Origin of the sequence: Novosphingobium sp. SG751A (genome assembly GCF_013149295.1) — a bacterium.
Taxonomy (GTDB): Bacteria; Pseudomonadota; Alphaproteobacteria; order Sphingomonadales; family Sphingomonadaceae; genus Novosphingobium.
The window spans coordinates 86,621-107,522 of record NZ_JABGCB010000011.1 but is presented as its reverse complement, the minus strand read 5'-3'; the positions used below and the strand labels follow the sequence as shown (position 1 = coordinate 107,522).

Annotated in this window: 21 protein-coding genes; 12 read left to right on the top strand and 9 right to left on the bottom strand. The window is 64.0% G+C overall.

The window, feature by feature from the left end:
- The first annotated feature begins 15 nt into the window (after positions 1-15).
- Both FHW96_RS16000 and FHW96_RS15995 read left to right on the top strand, forming a co-directional pair.
- Positions 16-1,206: an SPOR domain-containing protein gene (locus FHW96_RS16000; RefSeq protein ID WP_172341575.1), complete on the top strand. Its 1,191-nt coding sequence runs from the start codon at positions 16-18 to the stop codon at positions 1,204-1,206.
- Between the two features lie 28 nt (positions 1,207-1,234).
- A complete protein-coding gene (locus tag FHW96_RS15995) occupies positions 1,235-2,494 on the top strand; it encodes a DUF418 domain-containing protein (protein WP_253951020.1) in 1,260 nt (419 codons plus the stop codon).
- A 20-nt stretch (positions 2,495-2,514) separates the two neighbouring features.
- On the opposite strand, the gene FHW96_RS15990 is transcribed toward FHW96_RS15995, so the two are convergent.
- Positions 2,515-3,342 (bottom strand): calcium-binding protein, encoded by an 828-nt coding sequence (locus FHW96_RS15990; RefSeq protein WP_253951007.1) that lies wholly within the window; start codon positions 3,340-3,342, stop codon positions 2,515-2,517.
- Positions 3,343-3,472: 130 nt separating this feature from the next.
- Between FHW96_RS15990 and FHW96_RS15985 the strand changes: the two genes are divergently transcribed.
- The 3 genes from FHW96_RS15985 (at position 3,473) to FHW96_RS15975 (ending at position 6,466) form a co-directional block, all read left to right on the top strand.
- Complete coding sequence (locus FHW96_RS15985) at positions 3,473-4,099, top strand: DNA repair protein RecO (RefSeq protein ID WP_172341573.1); 627 nt, start codon at positions 3,473-3,475, stop codon at positions 4,097-4,099.
- 16 nt (positions 4,100-4,115) lie between these two features.
- On the top strand, positions 4,116-5,174 hold the full coding sequence (gene leuB / locus FHW96_RS15980) for a 3-isopropylmalate dehydrogenase (RefSeq protein WP_172341572.1): 1,059 nt from the start codon (positions 4,116-4,118) through the stop codon (positions 5,172-5,174).
- Positions 5,175-5,323: 149 nt separating this feature from the next.
- On the top strand, positions 5,324-6,466 hold the full coding sequence (locus tag FHW96_RS15975) for a glycosyltransferase family 2 protein (RefSeq protein ID WP_253951006.1): 1,143 nt from the start codon (positions 5,324-5,326) through the stop codon (positions 6,464-6,466).
- 22 nt (positions 6,467-6,488) lie between these two features.
- Here FHW96_RS15975 and FHW96_RS15970 read toward each other — a convergent pair whose 3' ends face one another.
- The gene (locus tag FHW96_RS15970) at positions 6,489-7,751 is read right to left on the bottom strand and encodes a glycosyltransferase family 39 protein (RefSeq protein WP_172341571.1); all 1,263 of its coding nucleotides are present in this window, start codon (positions 7,749-7,751) and stop codon (positions 6,489-6,491) included.
- 92 nt (positions 7,752-7,843) lie between these two features.
- Here FHW96_RS15970 and FHW96_RS15965 point away from each other — a divergent pair, with 92 nt between their 5' ends.
- Positions 7,844-9,052: a PLP-dependent aspartate aminotransferase family protein gene (locus FHW96_RS15965; RefSeq protein WP_172341570.1), complete on the top strand. Its 1,209-nt coding sequence runs from the start codon at positions 7,844-7,846 to the stop codon at positions 9,050-9,052.
- On the opposite strand, the gene FHW96_RS15960 is transcribed toward FHW96_RS15965, so the two are convergent.
- A complete protein-coding gene (locus tag FHW96_RS15960) occupies positions 9,049-9,480 on the bottom strand; it encodes a DUF6628 family protein (RefSeq protein WP_172341569.1) in 432 nt (143 codons plus the stop codon). The genes FHW96_RS15965 and FHW96_RS15960 overlap by 4 nt on opposite strands.
- 173 nt (positions 9,481-9,653) lie before the next feature.
- Between FHW96_RS15960 and apaG the strand changes: the two genes are divergently transcribed.
- A complete protein-coding gene (gene apaG / locus FHW96_RS15955) occupies positions 9,654-10,067 on the top strand; it encodes a Co2+/Mg2+ efflux protein ApaG (RefSeq protein ID WP_172341661.1) in 414 nt (137 codons plus the stop codon).
- Positions 10,068-10,108: 41 nt separating this feature from the next.
- Positions 10,109-10,891: a LysR family transcriptional regulator gene (locus FHW96_RS15950; RefSeq protein WP_172341568.1), complete on the top strand. Its 783-nt coding sequence runs from the start codon at positions 10,109-10,111 to the stop codon at positions 10,889-10,891.
- Here the strand turns inward: FHW96_RS15950 and FHW96_RS15945 are convergent.
- From FHW96_RS15945 to FHW96_RS15930, 4 genes are all read right to left on the bottom strand, one after another.
- Positions 10,888-11,220 (bottom strand): hypothetical protein, encoded by a 333-nt coding sequence (locus FHW96_RS15945; protein ID WP_172341567.1) that lies wholly within the window; start codon positions 11,218-11,220, stop codon positions 10,888-10,890. The two genes, FHW96_RS15950 and FHW96_RS15945, sit on opposite strands and share 4 nt — an antisense overlap.
- Before the next feature lie 160 nt (positions 11,221-11,380).
- Positions 11,381-12,163 (bottom strand): 3-hydroxybutyrate dehydrogenase, encoded by a 783-nt coding sequence (locus FHW96_RS15940; RefSeq protein ID WP_172341566.1) that lies wholly within the window; start codon positions 12,161-12,163, stop codon positions 11,381-11,383.
- Between the two features lie 78 nt (positions 12,164-12,241).
- The gene (locus tag FHW96_RS15935) at positions 12,242-12,847 is read right to left on the bottom strand and encodes an NTP transferase domain-containing protein (RefSeq protein ID WP_172341565.1); all 606 of its coding nucleotides are present in this window, start codon (positions 12,845-12,847) and stop codon (positions 12,242-12,244) included.
- A complete protein-coding gene (locus tag FHW96_RS15930) occupies positions 12,847-14,343 on the bottom strand; it encodes a hypothetical protein (protein WP_172341564.1) in 1,497 nt (498 codons plus the stop codon). The genes FHW96_RS15935 and FHW96_RS15930 overlap by 1 nt, the downstream gene beginning before the upstream one ends.
- 400 nt (positions 14,344-14,743) lie before the next feature.
- Here FHW96_RS15930 and pstS point away from each other — a divergent pair, with 400 nt between their 5' ends.
- The 4 genes from pstS to pstB are packed head-to-tail and all read left to right on the top strand — an operon-like array spanning position 14,744 to position 18,391.
- The gene (gene pstS / locus FHW96_RS15925; RefSeq protein WP_172341563.1) at positions 14,744-15,757 is read left to right on the top strand and encodes a phosphate ABC transporter substrate-binding protein PstS; all 1,014 of its coding nucleotides are present in this window, start codon (positions 14,744-14,746) and stop codon (positions 15,755-15,757) included.
- Positions 15,754-16,692: a phosphate ABC transporter permease subunit PstC gene (gene pstC / locus FHW96_RS15920; RefSeq protein WP_172341562.1), complete on the top strand. Its 939-nt coding sequence runs from the start codon at positions 15,754-15,756 to the stop codon at positions 16,690-16,692. The genes pstS and pstC overlap by 4 nt, the downstream gene beginning before the upstream one ends.
- Positions 16,692-17,537 carry a phosphate ABC transporter permease PstA gene (gene pstA, locus FHW96_RS15915; protein ID WP_172341561.1) on the top strand — a complete coding sequence of 282 codons (846 nt, stop codon included), beginning with the start codon at positions 16,692-16,694 and terminating at the stop codon, positions 17,535-17,537. The genes pstC and pstA overlap by 1 nt, the downstream gene beginning before the upstream one ends.
- A gap of 50 nt (positions 17,538-17,587) precedes the next feature.
- Positions 17,588-18,391 (top strand): phosphate ABC transporter ATP-binding protein PstB, encoded by an 804-nt coding sequence (gene pstB, locus FHW96_RS15910; protein ID WP_172341660.1) that lies wholly within the window; start codon positions 17,588-17,590, stop codon positions 18,389-18,391.
- Positions 18,392-18,636: 245 nt separating this feature from the next.
- On the opposite strand, the gene hemA is transcribed toward pstB, so the two are convergent.
- Together hemA and murI are read right to left on the bottom strand one after the other, a co-directional pair.
- Positions 18,637-19,851: a 5-aminolevulinate synthase gene (gene hemA / locus FHW96_RS15905; protein WP_172341560.1), complete on the bottom strand. Its 1,215-nt coding sequence runs from the start codon at positions 19,849-19,851 to the stop codon at positions 18,637-18,639.
- A gap of 160 nt (positions 19,852-20,011) precedes the next feature.
- Complete coding sequence (murI, locus tag FHW96_RS15900; protein ID WP_172341559.1) at positions 20,012-20,827, bottom strand: glutamate racemase; 816 nt, start codon at positions 20,825-20,827, stop codon at positions 20,012-20,014.
- Positions 20,828-20,902 lie beyond the last annotated feature (75 nt).

Here is a 20,902-nt window from a genome sequence, read left to right as displayed (position 1 = left end):
CAAGGGGATCGGACGATGGGTTTCTCTTTGATGCGCAAGGGTTTGGTCGTTGCAGGCTTGCTGGGCGCGGCGGCATCATTGCCCGCGCTGGCCGATGTGAAGGCCGGGGCCGATGCGTGGGGGCGCGGCGATTTTCCCGCCGCCATTCGCGAATGGCAACCCTTGGCCGATAAAGGCGATCCCGATGCCCAGTTTAACATGGCGCAGGCCTATAAATTGGGGCGCGGCGTGCCCCAGGACCTGACCCGCGCCGAAATGCTTTATGCCAAGGCGGCGGCGCAAGGCCACCTGCAGGCGGGCGACAATTACGGCCTGCTGCTGTTTCAGCGTGGGCAACATGCTGCCGCGCTGCCCTATATCCGCGCCGCATCGGACCGGGGCGATCCGCGCTCGCAATATCTGCTGGGGCTGGCCTATTTCAACGCCGATGGGGTTAACAAGGATTGGGTGCGCGCCTATGCGCTCGAAAGCCTTGCCGCCCAGCCATCTTCGGGCGCGCCGGGCCTGCCGCAGGCCAAGGCGGCACTGGGCGAGATGGACAAATATGTTGCCATAGAGGACCGCCAGCGCGCGATCTCGCTGGCCACCGAATTGGCCGCGCAGGTCGAAGCGAATCGCCAGCGTCAATTGGCCGCGTTCGATCTGGGCACGCCCAATCCGCCGGTGGTGGCCACGTCCGCGCCGGTGCGCCCGATGCCGGTGCGTGCCATGCCCACGGGAATGGCGGGTAATATGCGCCCCGCCACGGTCGCCACGCGTGAACCTGCGCCAATGGTGATGATGCGCGAACCCGCGCCCGCGCCGATCATGCCGCGCGAACCTGCGCCGCGTCCGACGCCGGCGACTCCGACGGGTCTGCCGCCTGCGCCTGCTCCGCGTGTGATGGCGTCCACGCCGCGTCCGGCCCCGATGGCGGTGGCTGCACCTGCGCCTCAACCGGCCCCCGCGCCCAAACCGGCGCTCCATGCCGCCCCGGTGACCGGGCCGTGGAAATTGCAGCTTGGCGCCTTTGGCGTGGCGGGCAATGCCGATGCGCTGTGGACGCGGGTGAAATCCATGCCCGAAATCGCCGGGCATCCGCGCGCCAATGTGCCGGTTGGCAAGGTCACACGCCTGCTGGCCACAGGCTATAGCGAAGAAAGCGCGCAAAATGCCTGTCGCAAGCTGACGGGGGCGGGTCTGTCCTGTATGGCGGTCAAGGATTGACGGCGTTCGAGGACTGACGATTTTGACGATGGAGGGGCGCGAGCGGATCATTTCGCTCGATCTGGTGCGCGGGTTTGGGGTGCTGGGCATTGTGGCGGTCAATATGGCGGGCTTTGCCGGGCCGCGTCTGGCCACTTTGACGCCCGCGCATCTGATCGCGCAGGGCGCCGGTTTTGCCTATGCCCCCGCCGCCCGGCTGGACGAGGCGGTGTTTGCCGCGATCCTTGTCCTGTTCGAGGGCAAGATGCGGGCGCTCTTCACCATGCTGTTCGGCGCCTCGATGCTGCTCTTTATTGAGCGGGCCGAGGCGGCGGGGCGCAATGGCCTTGCGCTTCAGGCGCGGCGGCTGGGCTGGCTGGCGCTGTTTGGTTATCTTCACTACGTGCTGCTGTGGTGGGGCGATATTCTTTTCCTTTATGCGGCCTGCGGCTTTGTTGCGCTGGGTCTTTGCGTGTTTTCCAATCGCGCCTTGGTAGTCGGCGCTCTGGCCGGTTATCTGCTCTGGGCGGTGATGGGGGGCTTGGGCGGCCTGCCGCTGGTGATGGCCGAGGAGCATATGCGCCTTGGCATGGCCAGCGCGGGCGAGGTGAGTAAACTCAACGAGGCCTTGGCCGACAGTATGACCATGCTGCGCGGCGATGTGGCGCAGGCGCATCTGGGCTTTGTGGCCATGGCGCATGACAAGCTGGTCCATGCGCCGGGCTGGCCCTTTGTCATGATCTTTGCCAGTTTTGGCGAGACTTTGCCGCTGATGCTGATCGGCATGGTGCTGTATCGTATCGGTTTTGCCCAAGGACAGGTCTCGCGGCGGGTGTTGTGGGGCGTGGCTGCGCTGGGGCTGGGGCTGGGCCTGCCGATGGCGCTGGGCATGGCGTGGTGGGCTTGGGCGCGCCATTTTCCCCCGGTGGCGATGGGCGAATTGATGGCTGATTGGGCCGCTCCGCAGCATCTGCTGCTGGCGCTGGCCTATTATGCGCTGATGCTGCTGGCTGCGCCCTGTTTGCTGCGCAGCGGGCTGGGCGCGCGTCTTGTCGCGGCGGGGCGGATGGCCTTTTCCAATTATATCCTGACCAGCGTGGCGCTTTCGGTGCTGTTCTATCGCGTGGGCCTGTTCGGGCGGATGGGCGATGCGACGCAGATGCTGGTGGTGGGGGCTGTGTGGATCGCCATGCTGGGCTGGAGCAAGCCGTGGCTGGCCCATTTCCGGCAGGGGCCGCTCGAATGGCTGTGGCGCTCGCTGGTGGAGCGCCGCGCCCTGCCTTTCAAAAGAGTGACGCCGGGAGTGTGATGCTCCCGACGCCGTGATGCTTAATTGTCGCCGCCGCCCATCGGGGGCATGCCGGGAGGCGGGCCATCGCCCATGCTGCCCCCCATACCGCCGCCTGCGCCGCCGCGTCCGCGTCCGCCGCCCATCGGCGGCATCATGCCGCGTCCGCCGCGCATCGCCTCGATCTCCTCGCGGCTCAGGAACAGGTCCTTGTTGGTGTCGGCCTTGTCAAAACGGGCGCGTTCATAGGCCTGCAATTCGGCCAGGCTGATCCCGGCGTCATAATCGACATTGGCCTTGGCGATCGCCACCGGGCCCAGCGGTTCGACCGCCAGACGCAGCGCCATGTCGCGTTCGCCTTCGCCCAGATCGGGGAAGATCGCGTCAGGCACGATTTCGGCAAATTCGCCGCCATCCTCGGCCATTTCCGCGCTGCTCTTGCGGCTTTCCCAGGCGATGAATTCGCCCTCGTCGATGCGCCCGTCATGGTTGGCGTCCACATCGACAAAGCGCTTGTGAATCAGCGTATTGCGCCGCGCGGTAATCACGCTTTCAAATTCGGCCAGCGTGACCATGCCGTCCTTGTTGGCGTCCGCCGCGCGGAACATGGATTCGACCGCTGCTTCGTATTTTTTCAGCGGGATGGGCTTCATGTCCCGTGGCGCGCCGCCGCGCGGGGCGCCACCGTCGGGCGGGCCGCCCATGTCGCCGCCGCCATGACGGCCACCCATGCCGCCACCGCCTCCCATACCGCCCATTCCGCCGCCGCCCATTCCCCCCATGCCGCCCATCTGGGCCATGGCGGGCTGTGTCGTCAGCGCCGCTGCCATGAGGGGCGCGGCCAGCAGCAAGGCTGTCAAAACTGTCAATCTGTTGCGCATATTACATCCCGGACCAATGCGAAGCCCTCCCCATAGCTGACCTGCCTGCGCAAAGCTTGCGCGCAGATGAACGGGGGCGTTTTTTGCATCCCGGGCTGATTTGCTCTAGCCCGAGCTGATGCATATTCGCGCCCCCGCCATCCTGTGTTCGGCCCGCCCGCATGGCGAGGTAGGGGTGATCGCGCGCCTGATGACCGCCGATCATGGCATGGTGGCGGCCTATGTCGCGGGGGGGCGGGGGCGCGAATTGCGGCCTGTGCTGATTCCGGGCAATGGGCTGGCGGTGGATCTGCGCGCGCGCATCCCCAGCCAGATGCCCGCGGCCAAGGTTGAACTGGCCATCAGCCGCGCGCCCTTTCTGGCTGAGCCCTTGCCCGCTGCGGCGATCGGCTGGGTCACGGCGCTCTCTGCCTGTTCTTTGCCCGAGCGGCAGGCCTATCCGGCGCTGTATGATGCGCTGGGCGCGCTGCTTGATGCGGTGTGTCATGCGCCATCGGCGCGGGGCTGGGCGCCGGCCTTGCTGGCCTATGAGGCGCTGCTGCTGCGCGAGATGGGCTATGGCGAGCGTTTCGGCGCGGGGGCTGATGGGCAGCGTATGCTCGATGGCGGGGCGTGGGAGGCGGTTCTGGCCCGTTTCGATGCGCTGGGGCTTGCACTTTCGCGCTATCTGCTTGCCGATCGGCGCGGCGATGTTATGGGAGCGCGCGAAATCCTGCGCCAGCGTCTGGGGCGTATGGCGGCTTGAACAAGAGGTTTGACCCATGAAGATTGCGGTTTTCGCCGGTGACGGCATCGGCCCCGAAGTGACGGCACAGGCCGTTCGCGTGCTGGACAAGCTGGCGATTGCCGGGCTTGAAATGGTTGAAGGCGATGTGGGCGGCGCGGCTTATTACAAGCATGGCCATCCCTTGCCCGAGGCGACCAAGGACATCGCGCGTTCTGTGGACGGCATCCTGTTTGGCGCGGTGGGCGATTTTTCCTGCGACCATCTGGAGCGCGCGCTGCGCCCGGAACAGGCCATTCTGGGCCTGCGCAAGGAACTCAGCCTGTTCGCCAACCTGCGTCCGGCCACGCTCTTCCCCGGCCTCGAAGGCTTTTCGGCGCTGCGTCCCGAAGTTGCCAGCCAGATCGATCTGCTGATCGTGCGCGAGCTGAACGGTGACGTCTATTTCGGTGAAAAGGGTATGCGCACTCTTGAGGATGGCCGCCGTCAGGGCTGGGACATGATGTCCTATGCCGAGGACGAAGTGCGCCGCATTGCGCACGCCGGTTTCAAGGCCGCGCAGGGCCGCAAGGGCAAGCTGTGCAGCGTGGACAAGGCCAATGTGCTGGAAACCAGCCAGCTGTGGCGCGATGTGGTGATCGAGGTTTCGGCCGAATATCCCGATGTCGAGCTGAGCCATATGTATGTCGACAATGCCGCGATGCAGCTCGTCAAGTCGCCCGGCCAGTTCGACGTGATCGTCACCGGCAATCTTTTCGGCGATATCCTCTCGGATCAGGCCAGCATGTGCGTGGGCTCGATCGGTCTGCTGGCCAGCGCCTCGCTGGGCACGCGCCAGACCGAATATGGCACCGTGGGCCTGTATGAGCCGATCCACGGCAGCGCCCCCGACATCGCGGGCCAGAACAAGGCCAATCCGATGGCTACGATCCTCTCGGCCGCGATGCTGCTGCGCCATTCGCTGGGCCTTGAGGCGCAGGCCGCGCGGATCGAGGCGGCGGTGGCCAAGACGCTGGCCGACGGCATTCGCGGTGGCGATCTGGGCGGCGATGCCGGAACCAGCGCGATTGGCGATGCGGTGCTTGAACGCCTTTGATGCAAGGTTTTGCGCCCCTGCCATGATTTGAACAAGGTTGGGGCGCAAGAACCGCGCGTTTTCCGGGGGGCGATAAACCCGGCAACATGCCGAGGTGGGATGAGAGTGGGGCTCTTTCCCATCGTCCGGCTTTTTAAGCATCAGGAATTATGGTTCAGACTCTGCAACTTGCCATTGTCATGCCCACGCTGAACGAGAGGGGCAATCTGCGCCCGCTCGTGGCGCGGCTCGATGCCGCCTTGGCGGGCATCGCGTGGGAGGCGATCTTCGTCGATGACAACAGCCGCGACGGCACCGCCGACGAAGCGCGCGCCATCGCTTTGGAAGACCCCCGCATCCGCTGCATCCAGCGCATCGGGCGGCGCGGTCTGGCCAGCGCCGCCATTGAGGGCATGTGCGCCACCGCCGCGCCCGTTGTCGCGGTGATGGATGCCGATCATCAGCACGATCCCAAATTGCTGCCCGGCATGCTGGCGGCGATTGAATCAGGCGAATATGATCTGGCCTATGCCAGCCGCTTTGCCGAAGGCGCCAGCACCGAGGCATGGGGGCGCCCCGATCGCGTCAAGGCCAGCGGCTTTGCCAATTCCATCGCGCGCAAGGTGACGGGCGTTGACCTGTCCGATCCGATGAGCGGCTATTTCATGCTGCCCACGGCCACGCTGCGTTGCGATGCGCATCGCCTTTCGGGCGTGGGTTTCAAGATCCTGCTCGACATTCTTGCCACAGTTGACGCGCCGATGCGGGTCAAGGAATTTCCCCTCGACTTTGCCGCCCGTGCGGATGGCGAAAGCAAGCTGGATCGGACGGTTGTGTTTGAATTCCTGATCGGTCTTTACGACAAGTGGCTCGGCCGCATCATTCCCACCCGTTTCGCGCTGTTCGGCACGGTGGGGGCGCTGGGTGTGGCGGTGCAGTTCGCGATGCTCTGGCTGGTGCTCAGCGTGTTTCTGGGCGAGCGTTTCGTCTATGGCCATTGGTCGAGCGACGAGACGACCTTCAACATCGCCAACACCATTGCCGCGTTGATCGCGATGACGTTCAACTTCGTGCTGAACAACGAACTGACCTATGCCGACAAGCGTTTGCGCGGGGTCTGGCCATTGTGCAAGGGCTGGGCGCAATTCGCGCTGACCTGTTCGCTGGGCCTGCTGACCAACATCGGCGCGACAGCGGCGCTCAAGCGGATGCATATCCACGATGTGATCGCGGTGCTGGTGGGCATCGTGCTGGCCTCTGTTTGGAACTTTGCGCTGTCGAGCAAGTTCGTCTGGGGCAAATACGGCAATTGATAGGCCGGGCCAGTTGGTGCCATCACCGCCAACTGGCCAGCCACATCCAGTCCTCGAAACTGGCCACGCCCTTGGTCAGCGCTGCGGCCGAGAGGATGGGGAAGAACCAGGCGAAGACACCCAGCGACAGCACGAGAACACCAAAGGCCTCGTGCCGCCGGCGCTGTCCCCGCGAGGCCCATAATTCATCCACCATCAGCCCAAGCGCGCCCATCAGAAATGTACCGGGCAGCAGATAGTGATAATAGAACTGCACCGGCTTGTTGCCCACGATCCACAGACCCAGCGATGCACAATAGAGCGCAACAAGCACCAGCGGCAGCCATGCCCCGCGCCGCATCCCGCTCCAGCCCGCCCAGATCAGCGCGATCAACCCCGCGATCATCGTAAAGGGATTGCCGATCAGCATCACCCCGCGCTGCGCCCCATCGGTGACTTCATAGAGATACCAGATCGCGCGCCAGTTGATGATCCACTGGCTCCATACGCTTTGATAGGGATGGTGCTTGGTCACGCTGCTTTGCAGGTCGATCATGTGGCGATGCCAGCCTAGCGGATCAAGCGTGGGCACCGCATCACGCGCGGTGAAAAAGCCGGGCAGATAGGTCAGCCAATAGGCTCCCAGCGGCAGGACGATCAGGCAAAGCCCCAGCTCGACCATCGATAGTGCGGGCAGGATCGGCCGCCCCCCGGTGGCAAAGGTCCACAGCCGCGCGCCCAGCACCAGAGCCACGACCACCGCCCAGACCGGCAGCACGCTCCATTTTGCGCCCAGCGACAGGCCCAGCACGAGCCCCGCGCCCACTATCCGCCAGCGCGCCCCATCCGTTCGCCTTATCGCCCCTGCGATCAGCCAGAGCGCCACCATCGCCAGCCCCGCCATCACCATGTCGAGCATCGCGATCCGGCTTTGCACATACCAGGCAAAATCCGTGGCCAGCAGCACCATGCCTGCCACCGAGGCCATCGCCCGCCCGCTGGCGTACCACAAGGCCCGGCCAAAGGCCCACAGGCCGATCACCCCCATCAGCGCCGAGGGCATCCGCCAGCCCAGCGGATTATCGCCGAAGATGCGGATCGACCCGGCAATCATCGCCTTGGCCAGCATCGGGTGTTCGGGGTTGGCCGGATGGCCGGCGATCATCGCGCGGGCGGCGGGCACATAATGGATTTCGTCAAAATAGAGATGCGAGGGGATGGTCAGGCGCAGAAAAACCAGCCCGGCAAACAGCAGCGTGACAAGGATCTGGAAGGCCCATGGATCGGACTGTTGCTTTGCAAACATTTGAACAGGCTAGATCCCGTCCGAGATATGCGCAACAGCGCTTGCGCCGGATGCCCTTGCTCTTGCGCCGTGCCGGTTATAGAGCAAACGCCATGAAAAGGGACACTGGACAGGATCGCAAGATCACCCGCAACTGGCGCAGCGCGACGCAGGCCGTGCGCGGCGGCACATGGCGCAGCGAACAGGGCGAAACCTCCGAGGCCATCTATATGACCTCGGGCTATGCCTATGACACGGCCGAAACGGTGGCCGACCGTTTCGCGGGCAAGATCCCGGGCATGACCTATTCGCGCACCGCCAACCCCAGCGTGCAGATGCTGGAGGAACGCATCGCCCTGATGGAAGGGGCCGAGGCGTGCCGGTGTCAGGCCAGCGGCATGGGCGCGATGTCGAGCGTTCTGCTGTGCCAGCTTTCGGCGGGCGACCATATGGTGATCGCCAAGGCCGCCTTTGGCCCGACGCGCTGGGTGACGGACAATCTGTTGCCGCGCTTCGGGATCGAGGTGACGGCCATCGACGGGCGCGACCTGAACCAGTGGCAGGATGCGATCCGCGACAACACCAAGCTGTTCTTCTTTGAAACCCCGGCCAATCCGACGATGGATCTGGTCGATATTGCGGGCGTGTCAAAGATCGCCAAGGAACGCGGCATTCGCGTGGTGGTGGACAATGCCTTTGCGAGCGTAGCCTTGCAGCGGCCTTTGGATCATGGCGCCGATGTGGTGGCCTATGCCGCGACCAAGCTGATGGACGGTTCGGGTCGAACGCTGGCGGGCGCGGTGGCGGGCGATGCCAATTTCATCAACACGATCCTGCACCCCTATACGCGCAACACCGGCAATGTGCTGTCGCCCTTCAACGCCTGGGTGGTGCTGAAAGGTCTGGAAACGCTCGAACTGCGCGCGCGGGCGCAGAGCGATGCGGCGCTCGAACTGGGCCGCTGGCTGGAGGCGCGTTTGCCGCGCGTGCTGCATCCGGGGCTGGAAAGCCACCCGCAGCATGATCTGGTGAAGAAGCAGATGTATGGCGCCGGTTCGATCTTCTCCTTTGAGGTCGATGGCGGGCGCGAGGCGGCGATGAAGCTGCTTAACGCGCTGCAACTGATCGATATTTCGAACAATATCGGCGATACCAAATCGCTGATGACGCATCCGGCCAGCACCACCCATTCCTCGATCTCGCCCGAAACTCGTCAGGCGATGGGGGTGACCGAGGGCATGGTCCGGATCAGCGTCGGCCTTGAGGATCTGGAAGACCTCAAGGAAGACCTCGACGGGGCGCTTAAGGCGATTGGCCTTTAAGCCTCGACCCTGAGTTCCCGCCCGGAATCGCGAAGGGCGCTGGCCAGCACGCGCGTGGTGGCCAGCAGGCCCTCGATGGCGGGGGCCTGCGTCAAATCCTGCAAATGTTGCCCTGCCTGCGCCGGATCATGATCGGCGCAGGTCATCGCGCGCAGCAGTGCATTTTCCGCCGGCGTCATACGCGAGGCGCAGCAGGGCGCGATCTGGATCGGCTTGCGCGTAGTCTGCGACACTTCCATCAACAGCGCGCGCATCAGCACCAGCGGTTTGCGAAAATGCAGCCCGAAATGTTCGAACATCAACAGCGACGCGCTGGCATCATACAATCCGTGAATCGCCATGCGGCGCAGCGCCACCAGAAGCGCGCGCGGCGGGCCGTCGAGCGGGGCGGCATGGGGCAGGATGCGGGCCAGATGCGGTTCGTTCATGGGGACACTCCTTGGTGTGGAGTCTCATTTAACGCTATTGCGAGTGAATATCAATAATGACGCTGCATTTTTTGCGGTGGACCGTTGACCCGATACCCCCAAAATGCCCCCAAAGGCCCGTTGCGAAGCGACAAAAGCAGCGCTAACCTGCACTCATGTCTGACCGATCCTTCATCAAGGAGCTGTTCCAGCACGCCGCCACCACCCATGGCGTCACCGTGCGGGTGGCTGTCAACTTCCTGCCCGAACAATCGCGGATCGAGGCGGGCAAGTGGTTCTGGGTCTATCATATACGGATCGAGAACGACTCGGATCGCACGCTCCAACTGGTCACGCGCCACTGGCGGATCACCGACGGGCGCGGCGCGGTCAATCTGGTCGAGGGCGAGGGCGTGGTGGGCGAAACCCCCGTGCTGCATCCGGGTCAGAGCCATGATTACGTCTCGGGCTGTCCGCTGGCCACGCCGCAAGGCAGCATGGAGGGGTACTATACCTTCCGCGAGATTCACCCCGATGGATCGCAGGGCGATTCGGTGCTGGTGCCGATCCCGCATTTCCCGCTGGCCGCGCCCGCCACGGCGGGATGAAGGCTTGACGCAGCGGGCGGTGGCGCGCAACAACCCGGCCCATGAAGCGTACCCATCTTCCCCTTAACGCCCTGCGCGTGTTTGACGCAGCGGCGCGCCATCTCTCCTTCACCCGCGCCGCCGATGAACTGGCCGTGACCCCCGCCGCCGTGGGCCAGCAGATCCGCGCGCTCGAGGATCTGCTGGGCGTGGTGCTGTTCCGCCGTACGACCAAGGGGCTGGAGCTGACCGACGAGGCACAGGCGGGGCTGGAGCCTTTGCGCGCCGGTTTCCTGCAATTTGAAGATGCGGTGCAGGCGATGCAGGCGGGGCAATCCTCGCATGTCTATACGATTGCCGCCCCGCGCGACATTTTTGCCGCTTGGCTGGCGCCGCGCCTTGCCGCATTCCGCGCGGCCAATCCCGACATCCGCGTCGTGCTGGTCGATGGCGACGCCACCGATTTTACCGAGGCCAACCTCGATCTGGCCATGCGCCTGTCGGAAGGTCCGGGCGATCTGGAAGGCGTGGCGATTGGCGAGGCCGAGCAGACCGTGGTGGGGCAGGGCGAGTGGATCGCATGGCCCAGCGACCCCAATCCGGCGGGCGAGGGGATTGAGGCGGGTCTGCATGTGGGCGATGCCGGACAGGCGATTGCCGCCGCGGCTGCTGGTCTTGGTCGCGCGCGCGTGCCTTTGTTGCTGGCGCAGGGCTGGCGCGATCTGGGCCGCATCCCCGGCTTTGGCGAGGTGGAGCCTGCGCGCAAGGCCTATTGGCTGGTTGCCCCGCTGCCGCAATGGCGTCAAAAAAAGGTGAAGGCACTGGTCGCCCATCTGACGGCCTAATCGGATTTTTGCCGCTCCAACGCCTGCAATTGTGCGCGCAGGCGGCGGTTTTCCGCGCGCAATTGCGTCATCTCGGTACGTTCTCGCAGAGAGAGCGGCGCCTCGCGCTGTTTTCGAACAATAAAGCCCGAGACCAGCATCCGCCCCATACTGCCGATCCATGCACCAATGGTCGCAGTCAACCCGACCGAGGGCCGCGTCAGCGAGAGATGGCGCGGCAGTGGCCTGTCCTTCACCAGCGGTTCGGGTCGAGATGGCAGAGGCAGGGCAGGCGGACCGCCGGAGCCATGGTTGCGATCAATTTCGTGCACGCCCTGTTCTTGCGCCATCCGATCCCATCCCCCGGGGATTACCGATACGGACCGGGCGGGAGATTGTCCGCCGCGGCCCGTATCGATTGGGCCCTATCCACGCGCCCTGTCTGGAGATTGGCAGACAAGCGCCCGGTCGTGAATCGCAATTGAATCGGCTTTGGACCAGACCCGATCCTTATTCCATGAACCACCCATGGCTGGCGATCAGCGATTGCCCGGTCAGCGCATTGGTGGGGAAGGAGGCGAAGAACAGCGCCACCTCGGCAATGTCTTCGACGGTGGTGAATTCGCCGTCCACCGTTTCGCCCAGCATCACCTTCTTGACCACCTCATCCTCGGAGATGCCCAATTCCTTGGCCTGTTCGGGGATCTGCTTTTCCACCAGCGGTGTTTTGACAAAGCCGGGGCAAATCACATTGGCCCGGATGCCCTTCTTGCCGCCCTCGCGCGCGATGGTGCGGGCCAGGCCCAGCAACCCGTGCTTGGCCGTGACATAGGCCGATTTGAGCGGGCTGGCGGTTTTGGAATGGACCGAGCCCATCATGAGAATCGCGCCCGAACCTTGCGCCTGCATATGTGGCAAGACCGCCTTGCTGGTCAGAAAAGCGCCGTCCAGATGGATCGCCAGCATCTTCTTCCAGTCGGCATAGGCGAAATTCTCCACCGGGTTGACGATCTGAATGCCCGCATTCGACACCAGCACATCGACCGTGCCCCACTTGGCCACGACCTGCGCCACGCCCGCATTGACCTGTTCCTCGCTGGTCACATCCATGGCGATGCCGATTGCCTCGCCAGGGCCTGCCGCGTTCAGTTCGGCCGCTGCCGCGCCGGCCGCATCCAGATTGAGATCGGCCAGCGCCACCAGCGCCCCTTCGGCCACATAACGCCGCGCGATGGCAAGACCAATGCCGCTGGCCGCGCCAGTGACGATGCAAACCTTTTTGTCGAGTTTCATTGCCGGTTCACTCCTCTTGTCATCCATTGCGGCATCGCGCGCCTTGGGATGGCTAACCTAGCCATCCTGAATGATGAATCAACTTTCGTATTGTCGCAGGCGATCCGCGTCCTGCGGCGTATCTATATCGCTGGTAAAACGCGAATGTTCCGCCTCATGCCAGACAATACGCGAGGCATGGCGGTCGATCCACGCGCGCGGGCTGATGTTCGCCGGCGCCGCGTTCAGCCCGCGCGCCAGATCGCCCGGCATCAGCACCGGATTGCCCCGCACACCATCATGGCGCGGGATAATGACAGCATCGCGATGGGCGGCAAAATCCGCGATCAGCGCGGCAATATCCTCTGGCCGCAACAAAGGCTGATCGGCCAGCGCAAAGATCACGCCATCCCCATCCAGCACGCCCCCGTCCAGCAGACAAGCCGCCAGTCCGACCCGCGCCGACGCGCCCTGCTCGCTGCCTGTATCAGGATTGGCCACCAGTCGCAGATCCAGCCCATCGAGCGCCAGCGCCAAAGCCTCATCGCGCGCCCGGCCCACCACCACCACCGGCAGGCCCAGCGCCAGATACAGTTGCACCGCATGGCGCACCATCGGCGTCCCGCGCCATTGCAGCAGCCTTTTGTCCGCGCCTTCCATCCGCCGCGACCATCCCGCCGCCAGCAGTATGACTTCAGGGCGCATCAGAAGCGGATCGCGGTGAACAGCCCCACTTCGTCATAGGTGCCGTTGCCCTTGCACAGCGCCGAAGGGCCAGAGATCGTGGCAAAGGCATTGGGCGTGGCCACCGTGCCGCAACCCACCACGCCATTGCTGGTGGCCAGCGAGCCGCCATTGACCGTTTCGCGCTTATACACCAGCGCCAGATCGACGAATTTGAGCGGCGAGAATTGCAGGCCGCCCACGAACAGATCGTCCTGCAATTCGCGCACCGTCATCCGGTTGGGGTGGACCTGATCATAGCGCATAAAGGCCCTCCACTGGCGCGACAGGTTGTAATGGGCAAAGCCCGACCAGCCGCTGGCCGTATCCTGCGAGAGGGCAAAGAGCGCGGGGTTGACGCCCACATTGTTCCAGTCGCGGGCAAAGAAATATTCACCGCCGATGCCGATCACCGAATTCTTGTATCCGCCCATAAAGTCGATGCGCGTGGCGGTGCGGAAGGACGAGGCCGTGGTGCCCGCGATGGATTCGATGTCATTGCCCCGCTTGCCGTAATAGCCCCCGGCGGCGGCGTAAAAGCCCTTCCATGTGCCCGACAGGCGCGCCTCGACGTCCACCGATTTGGTCACGCGGGCCTGGCGATAGCCTCCGCCGTTGACCACGGCCAGGCCATAGGACAGGCTGGTGTCGCCCTGACGCAGAAAGTCGCCCGAAAGGTGGACGCCCCAGTCGGCCGGATTGCCATAGCCCACCCGTTCGAGCAGCGAGCGTTCGACATGGCGCTGGTTTTCCGCGCCCTCGGCATAGGAAATCCACGGCATTTCCGCCGCGCCCAGCCGGATGGTCAGCGCCGGGTGCAGTTTGACCTCGCCATAGGCATTGCGCACATAGACGCCCTTGCCCACCAGCCCCGAGGCCGAGGTGAGCGGGTTCACCGTGCTGGGCTGGCCGGTGACATTGTCGGCGTCCAGCAGGATTGCGGCCGAAACCTTGCTGCTGAAACGATGGTTGACCCCCAGGAAGGCGCGCTTGAGATTGACGCCCACGCCGCTGGCCGGATTGTTCGCGCCGCCGCTGTGCTGGGTGATGTTGCTCAGGTTCAGGAACATCTCGCCCGAGATCGAGGTGTTGGCGGCCCATTTTGTGGCGGCCACGGCGCGCTGGGTCAGGGCGATGGCGCCCTGCGCCTTTTCCGCGCTGGCCAGCGCCTGCGTGGCGGTGGCATCGGCATGGCGTGCGGTTTCGGCGGCGGCGGCCAAGGTGGGCGTTTCAGGCGCGGCCGTTGCAGGCGCAGATTGCCCTTCGGCCAGCACGGTCAGCTTCTTTTCCAGCGCGTCGATCTGGGCCTGCATACGGGCCATTTGCGCCTGCGCTTGTTGCAATTGGGCCTGAAGGCTGGGGGAGGGCTTTGCCGTCTTTTGCGAGGATGCCGCCTTTTGCTGGCCTGCCATTGCCGCATCGGGCGCCAGAGCCGTCGATGCGAGAAGGGTCAGAGCAAGGGGCTTGAGCAAATCCATCGAACGAATTCCTTGTGGCATAAGCGTGGCATAAGCCATGTGGGCCGCGAGGCTGGCAGCCATTCCCGTGAACCGGCCGCCCCGATCGGATCGCGCCGGGACCCGGTCAGCGCGTCGATCTGATCGTGCCAGTTTAGGACCGCCGCGCGCATCGGGATAGATAGATAATCGTCGGTGGGACGATAAAGCGCTGGGGCGCCAGGGGTGCGGTCAGGAAAATGACATTTCTATGACATCGCTCTCCGCATAGGGGAGGAAAGGTTGGGCGTGGCCTGCGATTCTTGCGGCTTGGGCCAAAATTGCGCGAAAGTGCCGAGGCTTGGCGATTGTCACAAAGTTGTCATATGGAATGTCTAGCGCCCGACGTGGGCGAAGTGTGCCCATTGGTGGAGAATCGCCCATGTTTCGCAAAACCGTGCTGGCGTTCGGCCTTGGGCTGGCGATGATTTCGCCCGCTCGGTCCGAATCGTTCACCGGCGCGGGGGCCAGCTTTCCTGCCTCTCTTTATCAGGCATGGGCACGCGAATATGCCGGGGCTTCCGGCGATCAGCTGAATTATCAATCGATTGGATCAGGCGGCGGGGTGCGCCAGATCATCGCCCATACGGTCGATTTCGGCGCCACCGACAAGCCTTTGAAGCCCGAGGAACTGAACAAGGCCGGGCTGGTGCAATTTCCCGCTGCGATTGGCGGGGTGGTGCCGGTGTTCAATCTGCCGGGCATCGGGCCGGGGCAATTGCGCCTGTCGGGCGGCCTGTTGGGCGAGATTTTTCTGGGCAGGATCAAGCGCTGGAACGATCCGCGCATTGCCGCGCTCAACCCGGGGCTGAAATTGCCGCCTTTCCCGATCACGGTGGTGCATCGCGCTGATGGTTCGGGCACGACTTTCTTGTTCACCACCTATCTGGCCCAGACCTCGCCCGATTGGGCGCGCATGGTGGGGGCCAGCGATGCGGTCAAATGGCCCGCCGGGATCGGGGGCAAGGGCAATGACGGCGTGGCGGCCTTCGTCCGCCAGACGTATGGTGCGCTGGGCTATGTCGAATATATTTACGCCCGCAAGGGCAAGGTCAGCTATGCCCGTGTGCAGAACGCCTCGGGGCAATTCCCGACACCTGAACCGGCCAGCTTTGCCGCGGCCGCGGCGGCGGCGCCATGGGGCCGGGCGGCAGGCAATTACGTGCTGCTGCTCAACCAGCCCGGCGCCGGGACATGGCCGATTTCCGGCGCGACCTTCATCCTGATGCACCGTGATCAGGAGCGCCCGGAAAAGGGTCGCGCGGTGCTGCGTTTCTTTGACTGGGCCTTTGCGCGCGGGGACGCCACGGCGGCGCGCCTGTCCTATGTGCCGCTGCCCGCCTCGCTCAAGGCCATGGTGCGCCAGCAATGGCGCGCGATCGGGGGCGGCCAATGACCGAGGAAACCAACGGCCTTTCGCGCGCGGCGCGGCAGGATGCGTTTTTTCAGGCGCTGTGCTTTTCCGCCGCCATGGTGCTGATGGCCACGTTGGCCGGGCTGCTGGTCGCGCTGGTGATCGGGGGCTGGCCCGCGCTGGCGCATTTCGGGCCGAAGTTCTTCATCTCCGCCGCATGGGACCCTGTGGCCGAGGATTACGGCGCGGCGGGCCCCATTGTCGGCACACTGGTCACGGCAGGTCTGGCCATGGTGATGGCGCTGCCGCTGGCGGTGGGGATTGCGGTGTTTCTGGTGGAATTCTGCCCCGCGGTGCTGGCCAAATATGTCAGCATGGCGGTTGAGCTGCTGGCGGGCATCCCGTCCATTGTTTACGGCATGTGGGGCCTGTTTGTGCTGGCGCCGTGGTTTGCGCTGCATGTGCAATTGCCGCTGTTCTATGTGGTCGATCCCGACAGTTTCTGGGGCCATCTGTTCGAGGGCATCCCCAATGGTGCCAATATCTTTACCGCCGCGATGATCCTGGCGATCATGGTGCTGCCCTATATCGCCACGGTCCTGCGCGAGCTGCTGCTCTCGGTGCCCACCCATGTGCGCGAGGCTGCCTATGGTATGGGCTGCACGCCCTATGAGGTCGTCAGCCGGATCATGCTGCCCTATATCCGCCGCAGCGCGATTGGCGCGGTGATGCTGGGGCTGGGCCGCGCGCTGGGCGAGACGATGGCGGTGACGTTTATCATCGGCAACAGCCATGAATTTCCGCGCAGCCTGTTTGCCAGCGGGTCGACCATTGCCTCGACCATCGCCAATGAATTTGCCGAGGCCAGCAGCGATCTGCATGTCTCGGCGCTGCTGGCGCTGGGGCTGGTGCTGTTTGTGATTACCTTTGCCGCGCTGGTGGGCGCGCGGCTGCTGATCGGACAGGAGAAGGCGTGATGAGGTTTGACCGCCATACGCGGCGCAAGCTGGTCAATTACGGCTTTGTGGGCCTGACCATGGCGGCAACGGCCGTGGCGGTGATTGCGCTCCTGCTGATCCTGTGGTCGCTGGTGGTCAACGGGCTGGGCGGGATCGGACTGCATATCTTTACCATGGACCAGCCGCCGCCTGAAATGCCCGGGGGCCTGCGCAATGCGATCCTCGGTTCGTTGGAAATGTGCGCGATCGGCATGGTGATGGCGGTGGTCATCGGCATTCTGGCGGGCACATGGCTGGCCGAATATGGCGAGGGCAAGCGTCTGGCCGAGGTGGTGCGGTTTTTGAACGACGTGCTGCTTTCCGCGCCCTCGATCCTGATCGGCCTGTTCGTTTACGAATTGCTGGTGCGCCCGCTGCATGGCTTTTCGGCCGCAGCGGGCGCGGTGGCGCTGGCCTTTGTGGCCACGCCCGTGGTGACGCGCACTACCGAGGACATCCTGCGCCTGCAATCGAACCAGTTGCGCGAGGCGGGCATGGCGATGGGCGCGGGCAAGAGCTATGTCATCCGCGCTATCATCTGGCGGGCTTCGCGGCCCGGTCTGGTGACGGGCGCGCTGCTCGGCTTTGCCCGTATCTCGGGCGAGACGGCGCCGCTGCTCTTCACCTCGCTGGGCAATCCCGATCTGTCCTTTGCCCTGACCCAGCCGATGGGGGCGCTGCCCACCACGATCTATCAATTCGCGCTGTCGGCCTTTGACGACTGGCGCGCGCTGGCATGGGTGGGGGCGCTGTTGATTGCGATCACCGTCCTTGCCGCCAACATCATCGGACGCGCTCTGGCGCGCGGGAGCCATCAGTCGTGAATTTTGACGCCAAACAGGCCGATGTCGCCAGCGTGATCCTGCCTCCGCCGATGGAGCAGCGGGTGCTGGACGTTCGTGGGCTCAACTTTTTCTATGGCAAGCATCAGGCGCTGTTCGGCGTCGATCTGCCGGTGGCGCGTGGCAAGATCACCGCGCTGATCGGCCCGTCGGGTTGCGGCAAATCGACGCTGCTGCGCACGCTCAACAAGATCTATGACCTCTATCCCGGCCAGCATGCCGAGGGGCAGATCCTGTTCAACGGCGAAAACCTGCTGAACCCACGTGAAGCGGTCGAGGATGCGCCGCCCGCCGCAGGTCCGGCGATCAACGGCGACAATGCCCGGCTGCGCGCGCGTATCGGCATGGTGTTTCAGCGGCCCACGCCTTTCCCGATGTCGATCTATGAAAACATCGCCTTTGGCGTGCGGCTGCACCGCAATGTTTCGCGGGCGCAGATGGATGAGATCGTCGAAACCTCGCTGACCCGCGCGGCGCTGTGGGACGAGGTCAAGGACAAGCTGGACAAATCGGGACTGAGCCTGTCGGGCGGGCAGCAACAGCGCCTGTGTGTGGCGCGCGGGATCGCGGTGGAGCCGGAAGTGCTGCTGCTCGACGAGCCAGCCTCGGCGCTCGATCCTTTGTCCACCGCCAAGCTGGAAACGGCGCTGATTGAGCTGAAGCAGAGCTTCACCATCGTCATCGTCACCCATAACCTGCAACAGGCGGCGCGGATTTCCGATTACACCGGTTTTATGCTGATGGGCAAAATGGTCGAATTCCGACCCTCGGGCGAGGCCTTTGTGCGGCCTGCGACGGCGGCGATGCGGGATTATGTGACCGGAAGGTATGGGTAAGGTTAGAAGGTATGCGAGGGTCTAGACCCTCGCGCTCCCATTAGTTTGTGTTGCGCCTTGGGTTCGGCCAAGGTGAGTTGCACGCAGCGTTGCAACATTAAAGCCTGCGTCGCTTTTGGCTCTAAGGCCCCCGCGCCGCAGGCTTGCAAATTCTCTTCAATGACCCTGCCAACCCGGCCCCACCCCATTAACGGGATTGCAAAGGGACAAGTCCCTTTGCCCGCCGGAGGCATAAACCCCCGAAATCAAGCCGCCAGCCGCAACTCCAGCCGATCCCAGATTTCGACCAGCGCCCGCGTCAGATCGCGCATCATGGCCTCGGTATGCTGCGGCCCCGGTGTAAAGCGCAGACGCTCGGTCCCGCGCGGCACGGTGGGGAAGTTGATGGGCTGCACATAGACGCCATATTCGGCCAGCAGGATGTCGCTGATCTTCTTGGCCTTGACCGGATCGCCCACCATCAGCGGCACGATATGCGTGGTCGAGTTCATCACCGGCAGGCCCGCCTCGCGCATCATCGCCTTGAGGTTGGCGGCGGCGGCCTGCTGGCCGTCACGCTCCACGCTCGATGCCTTCAGATGGCGCACCGATGCCAGCACACCCGCGACCAGTACCGGCGAGAGCGAGGTGGTGAAGATGAAGCCCGGCGCATAGGAGCGGATAACATCGACGATGCGTTTGTCGGCCGCGATATAGCCGCCCATTACGCCGAATGCCTTGCCCAGCGTGCCCTCGATAATGTCGATGCGATGGGCGGCATTGTCGCGGTCGGTGATGCCGCCGCCGCGCGGGCCATACATGCCCACGGCGTGAACCTCGTCGATATAGGTCAGCGCGTTGTACTTTTCCGCCAGATCGCAGATTTCGTGGATCGGGGCGATATCGCCATCCATCGAATAGACCGATTCAAACGCCACCAGCTTGGGCACGTTGGGATCGGTTTCCTTCAGCAGTTCTTCCAGATGCTCGACATCATTGTGACGGAACACCTTCTTTTCCGCGCCCGAATTGCGGATGCCGGCGATCATGCTGGCATGGTTCAATTCGTCGGAAAAGATCACGCATCCAGGCAGGATCTTGGCCAGCGTGGAGAGCGTGGCATCGTTCGACACATAGCCCGAGGTGAAGAGCAGCGCGCCCTGCTTGCCGTGCAGGTCGGCCAGTTCTTCTTCCAACTGGATATGGTAATGGGTGTTGCCGCCGATGTTGCGCGTGCCGCCCGAACCGGCGCCCACGTCATGCAGCGCCTCTTCCATCGCGGCGATCACCTTGGGGTGTTGCCCCATCGCCAGATAGTCGTTGCTGCACCACACCGTGATCGGCTTGGGGCCGTTATGTCCGGCAAAACAGCGCGCGTTGGGATAGGCGCCCTTGTTGCGCAGGATGTCGATAAACACGCGATACCGCCCTTCGGAATGCAGGCGGTCGATAGCTGCGTCGAAAATCTGGTCGTAGTTCACTGGCTCTAATCCTGAACGGCACCGTATGGATCCGGCTTTCCGGCTCTCCCCCCTTAGAACATATGAGGGGATGCATAAAATGACCAGAGTCAAACAGTGAGATAGGGCATTCTGTCCAAAAGTAGTATTCGTCTTTGTCGCAGACCGATCATTAAGGCGATCAGAACACGGCGACCCGCATCAGCCCGCGCTGGTGCAGCGCCGGCTCCAGACCGGCGATGCCGTCCCCGCTGGTGAATAGGGCGAGGTCCTCGGCATTGCGGCTAAACTCCTGACCTTGCGTCAAAAAGGCGATACGACGCGCGATGCCGTCGGCCCCGTCGATAAAGCGCACGCCCGGACCGAATGCCTCGCCCAACTCCTGCGCCAAGAGCGGGAAATGAGTACAGGCCAGCACCACCGTATCGATGCGATCCCCACCCTGTTGATTGCGCAGCCCCGCAACCGCCCGCGCAATCAACCGGGAATCGACCGGCAGGCCCCGCAATTTCGCCTCCGCCGCCTCAACCAGTTCGGGCGCACCATGGCGCAAAAGGCGTTTACCGGCGGCAAATTCATGTTCCAGTCGATCCACATAGGCCTGCCGGATCGTCGCCTGTGTGCCCAGCAGGCCGATTACGCCGGTCTGGGTCATGGCTGCGGCGGGCTTGATCGCGGGGACGGTGCCGACAATCGGCACCTCCAGCACCTCGCGCACACTGGCCAGCGCGATCGTGCTGGCCGTGTTGCAGGCGATGCAGACAAGACGAGGGCGCAAACGCTCGGTCATCCGCCCCAGCAGGCCCGACACGCGAGCGGCGATCTGCGCCTCGCTCTTGGTGCCATAAGGCAGGCCTGCATTGTCCGCGACATAGATCACCGGGGCTTGCGGCAAATGGCGGCGCAGCGCGTCCAGCACGGTCAACCCGCCAACGCCGGAATCGAACAGCAGGATGGGGGCTGAAGGGGCGATCAGTTCTTTGGGAGTCGGGGCCATGTCAGTCCCTCTTTAGGAGGGATTGCGGCAAAAAGGAAAGAGAAGGGGGTTCGACAAAGCCTCCGCTGCGACTAA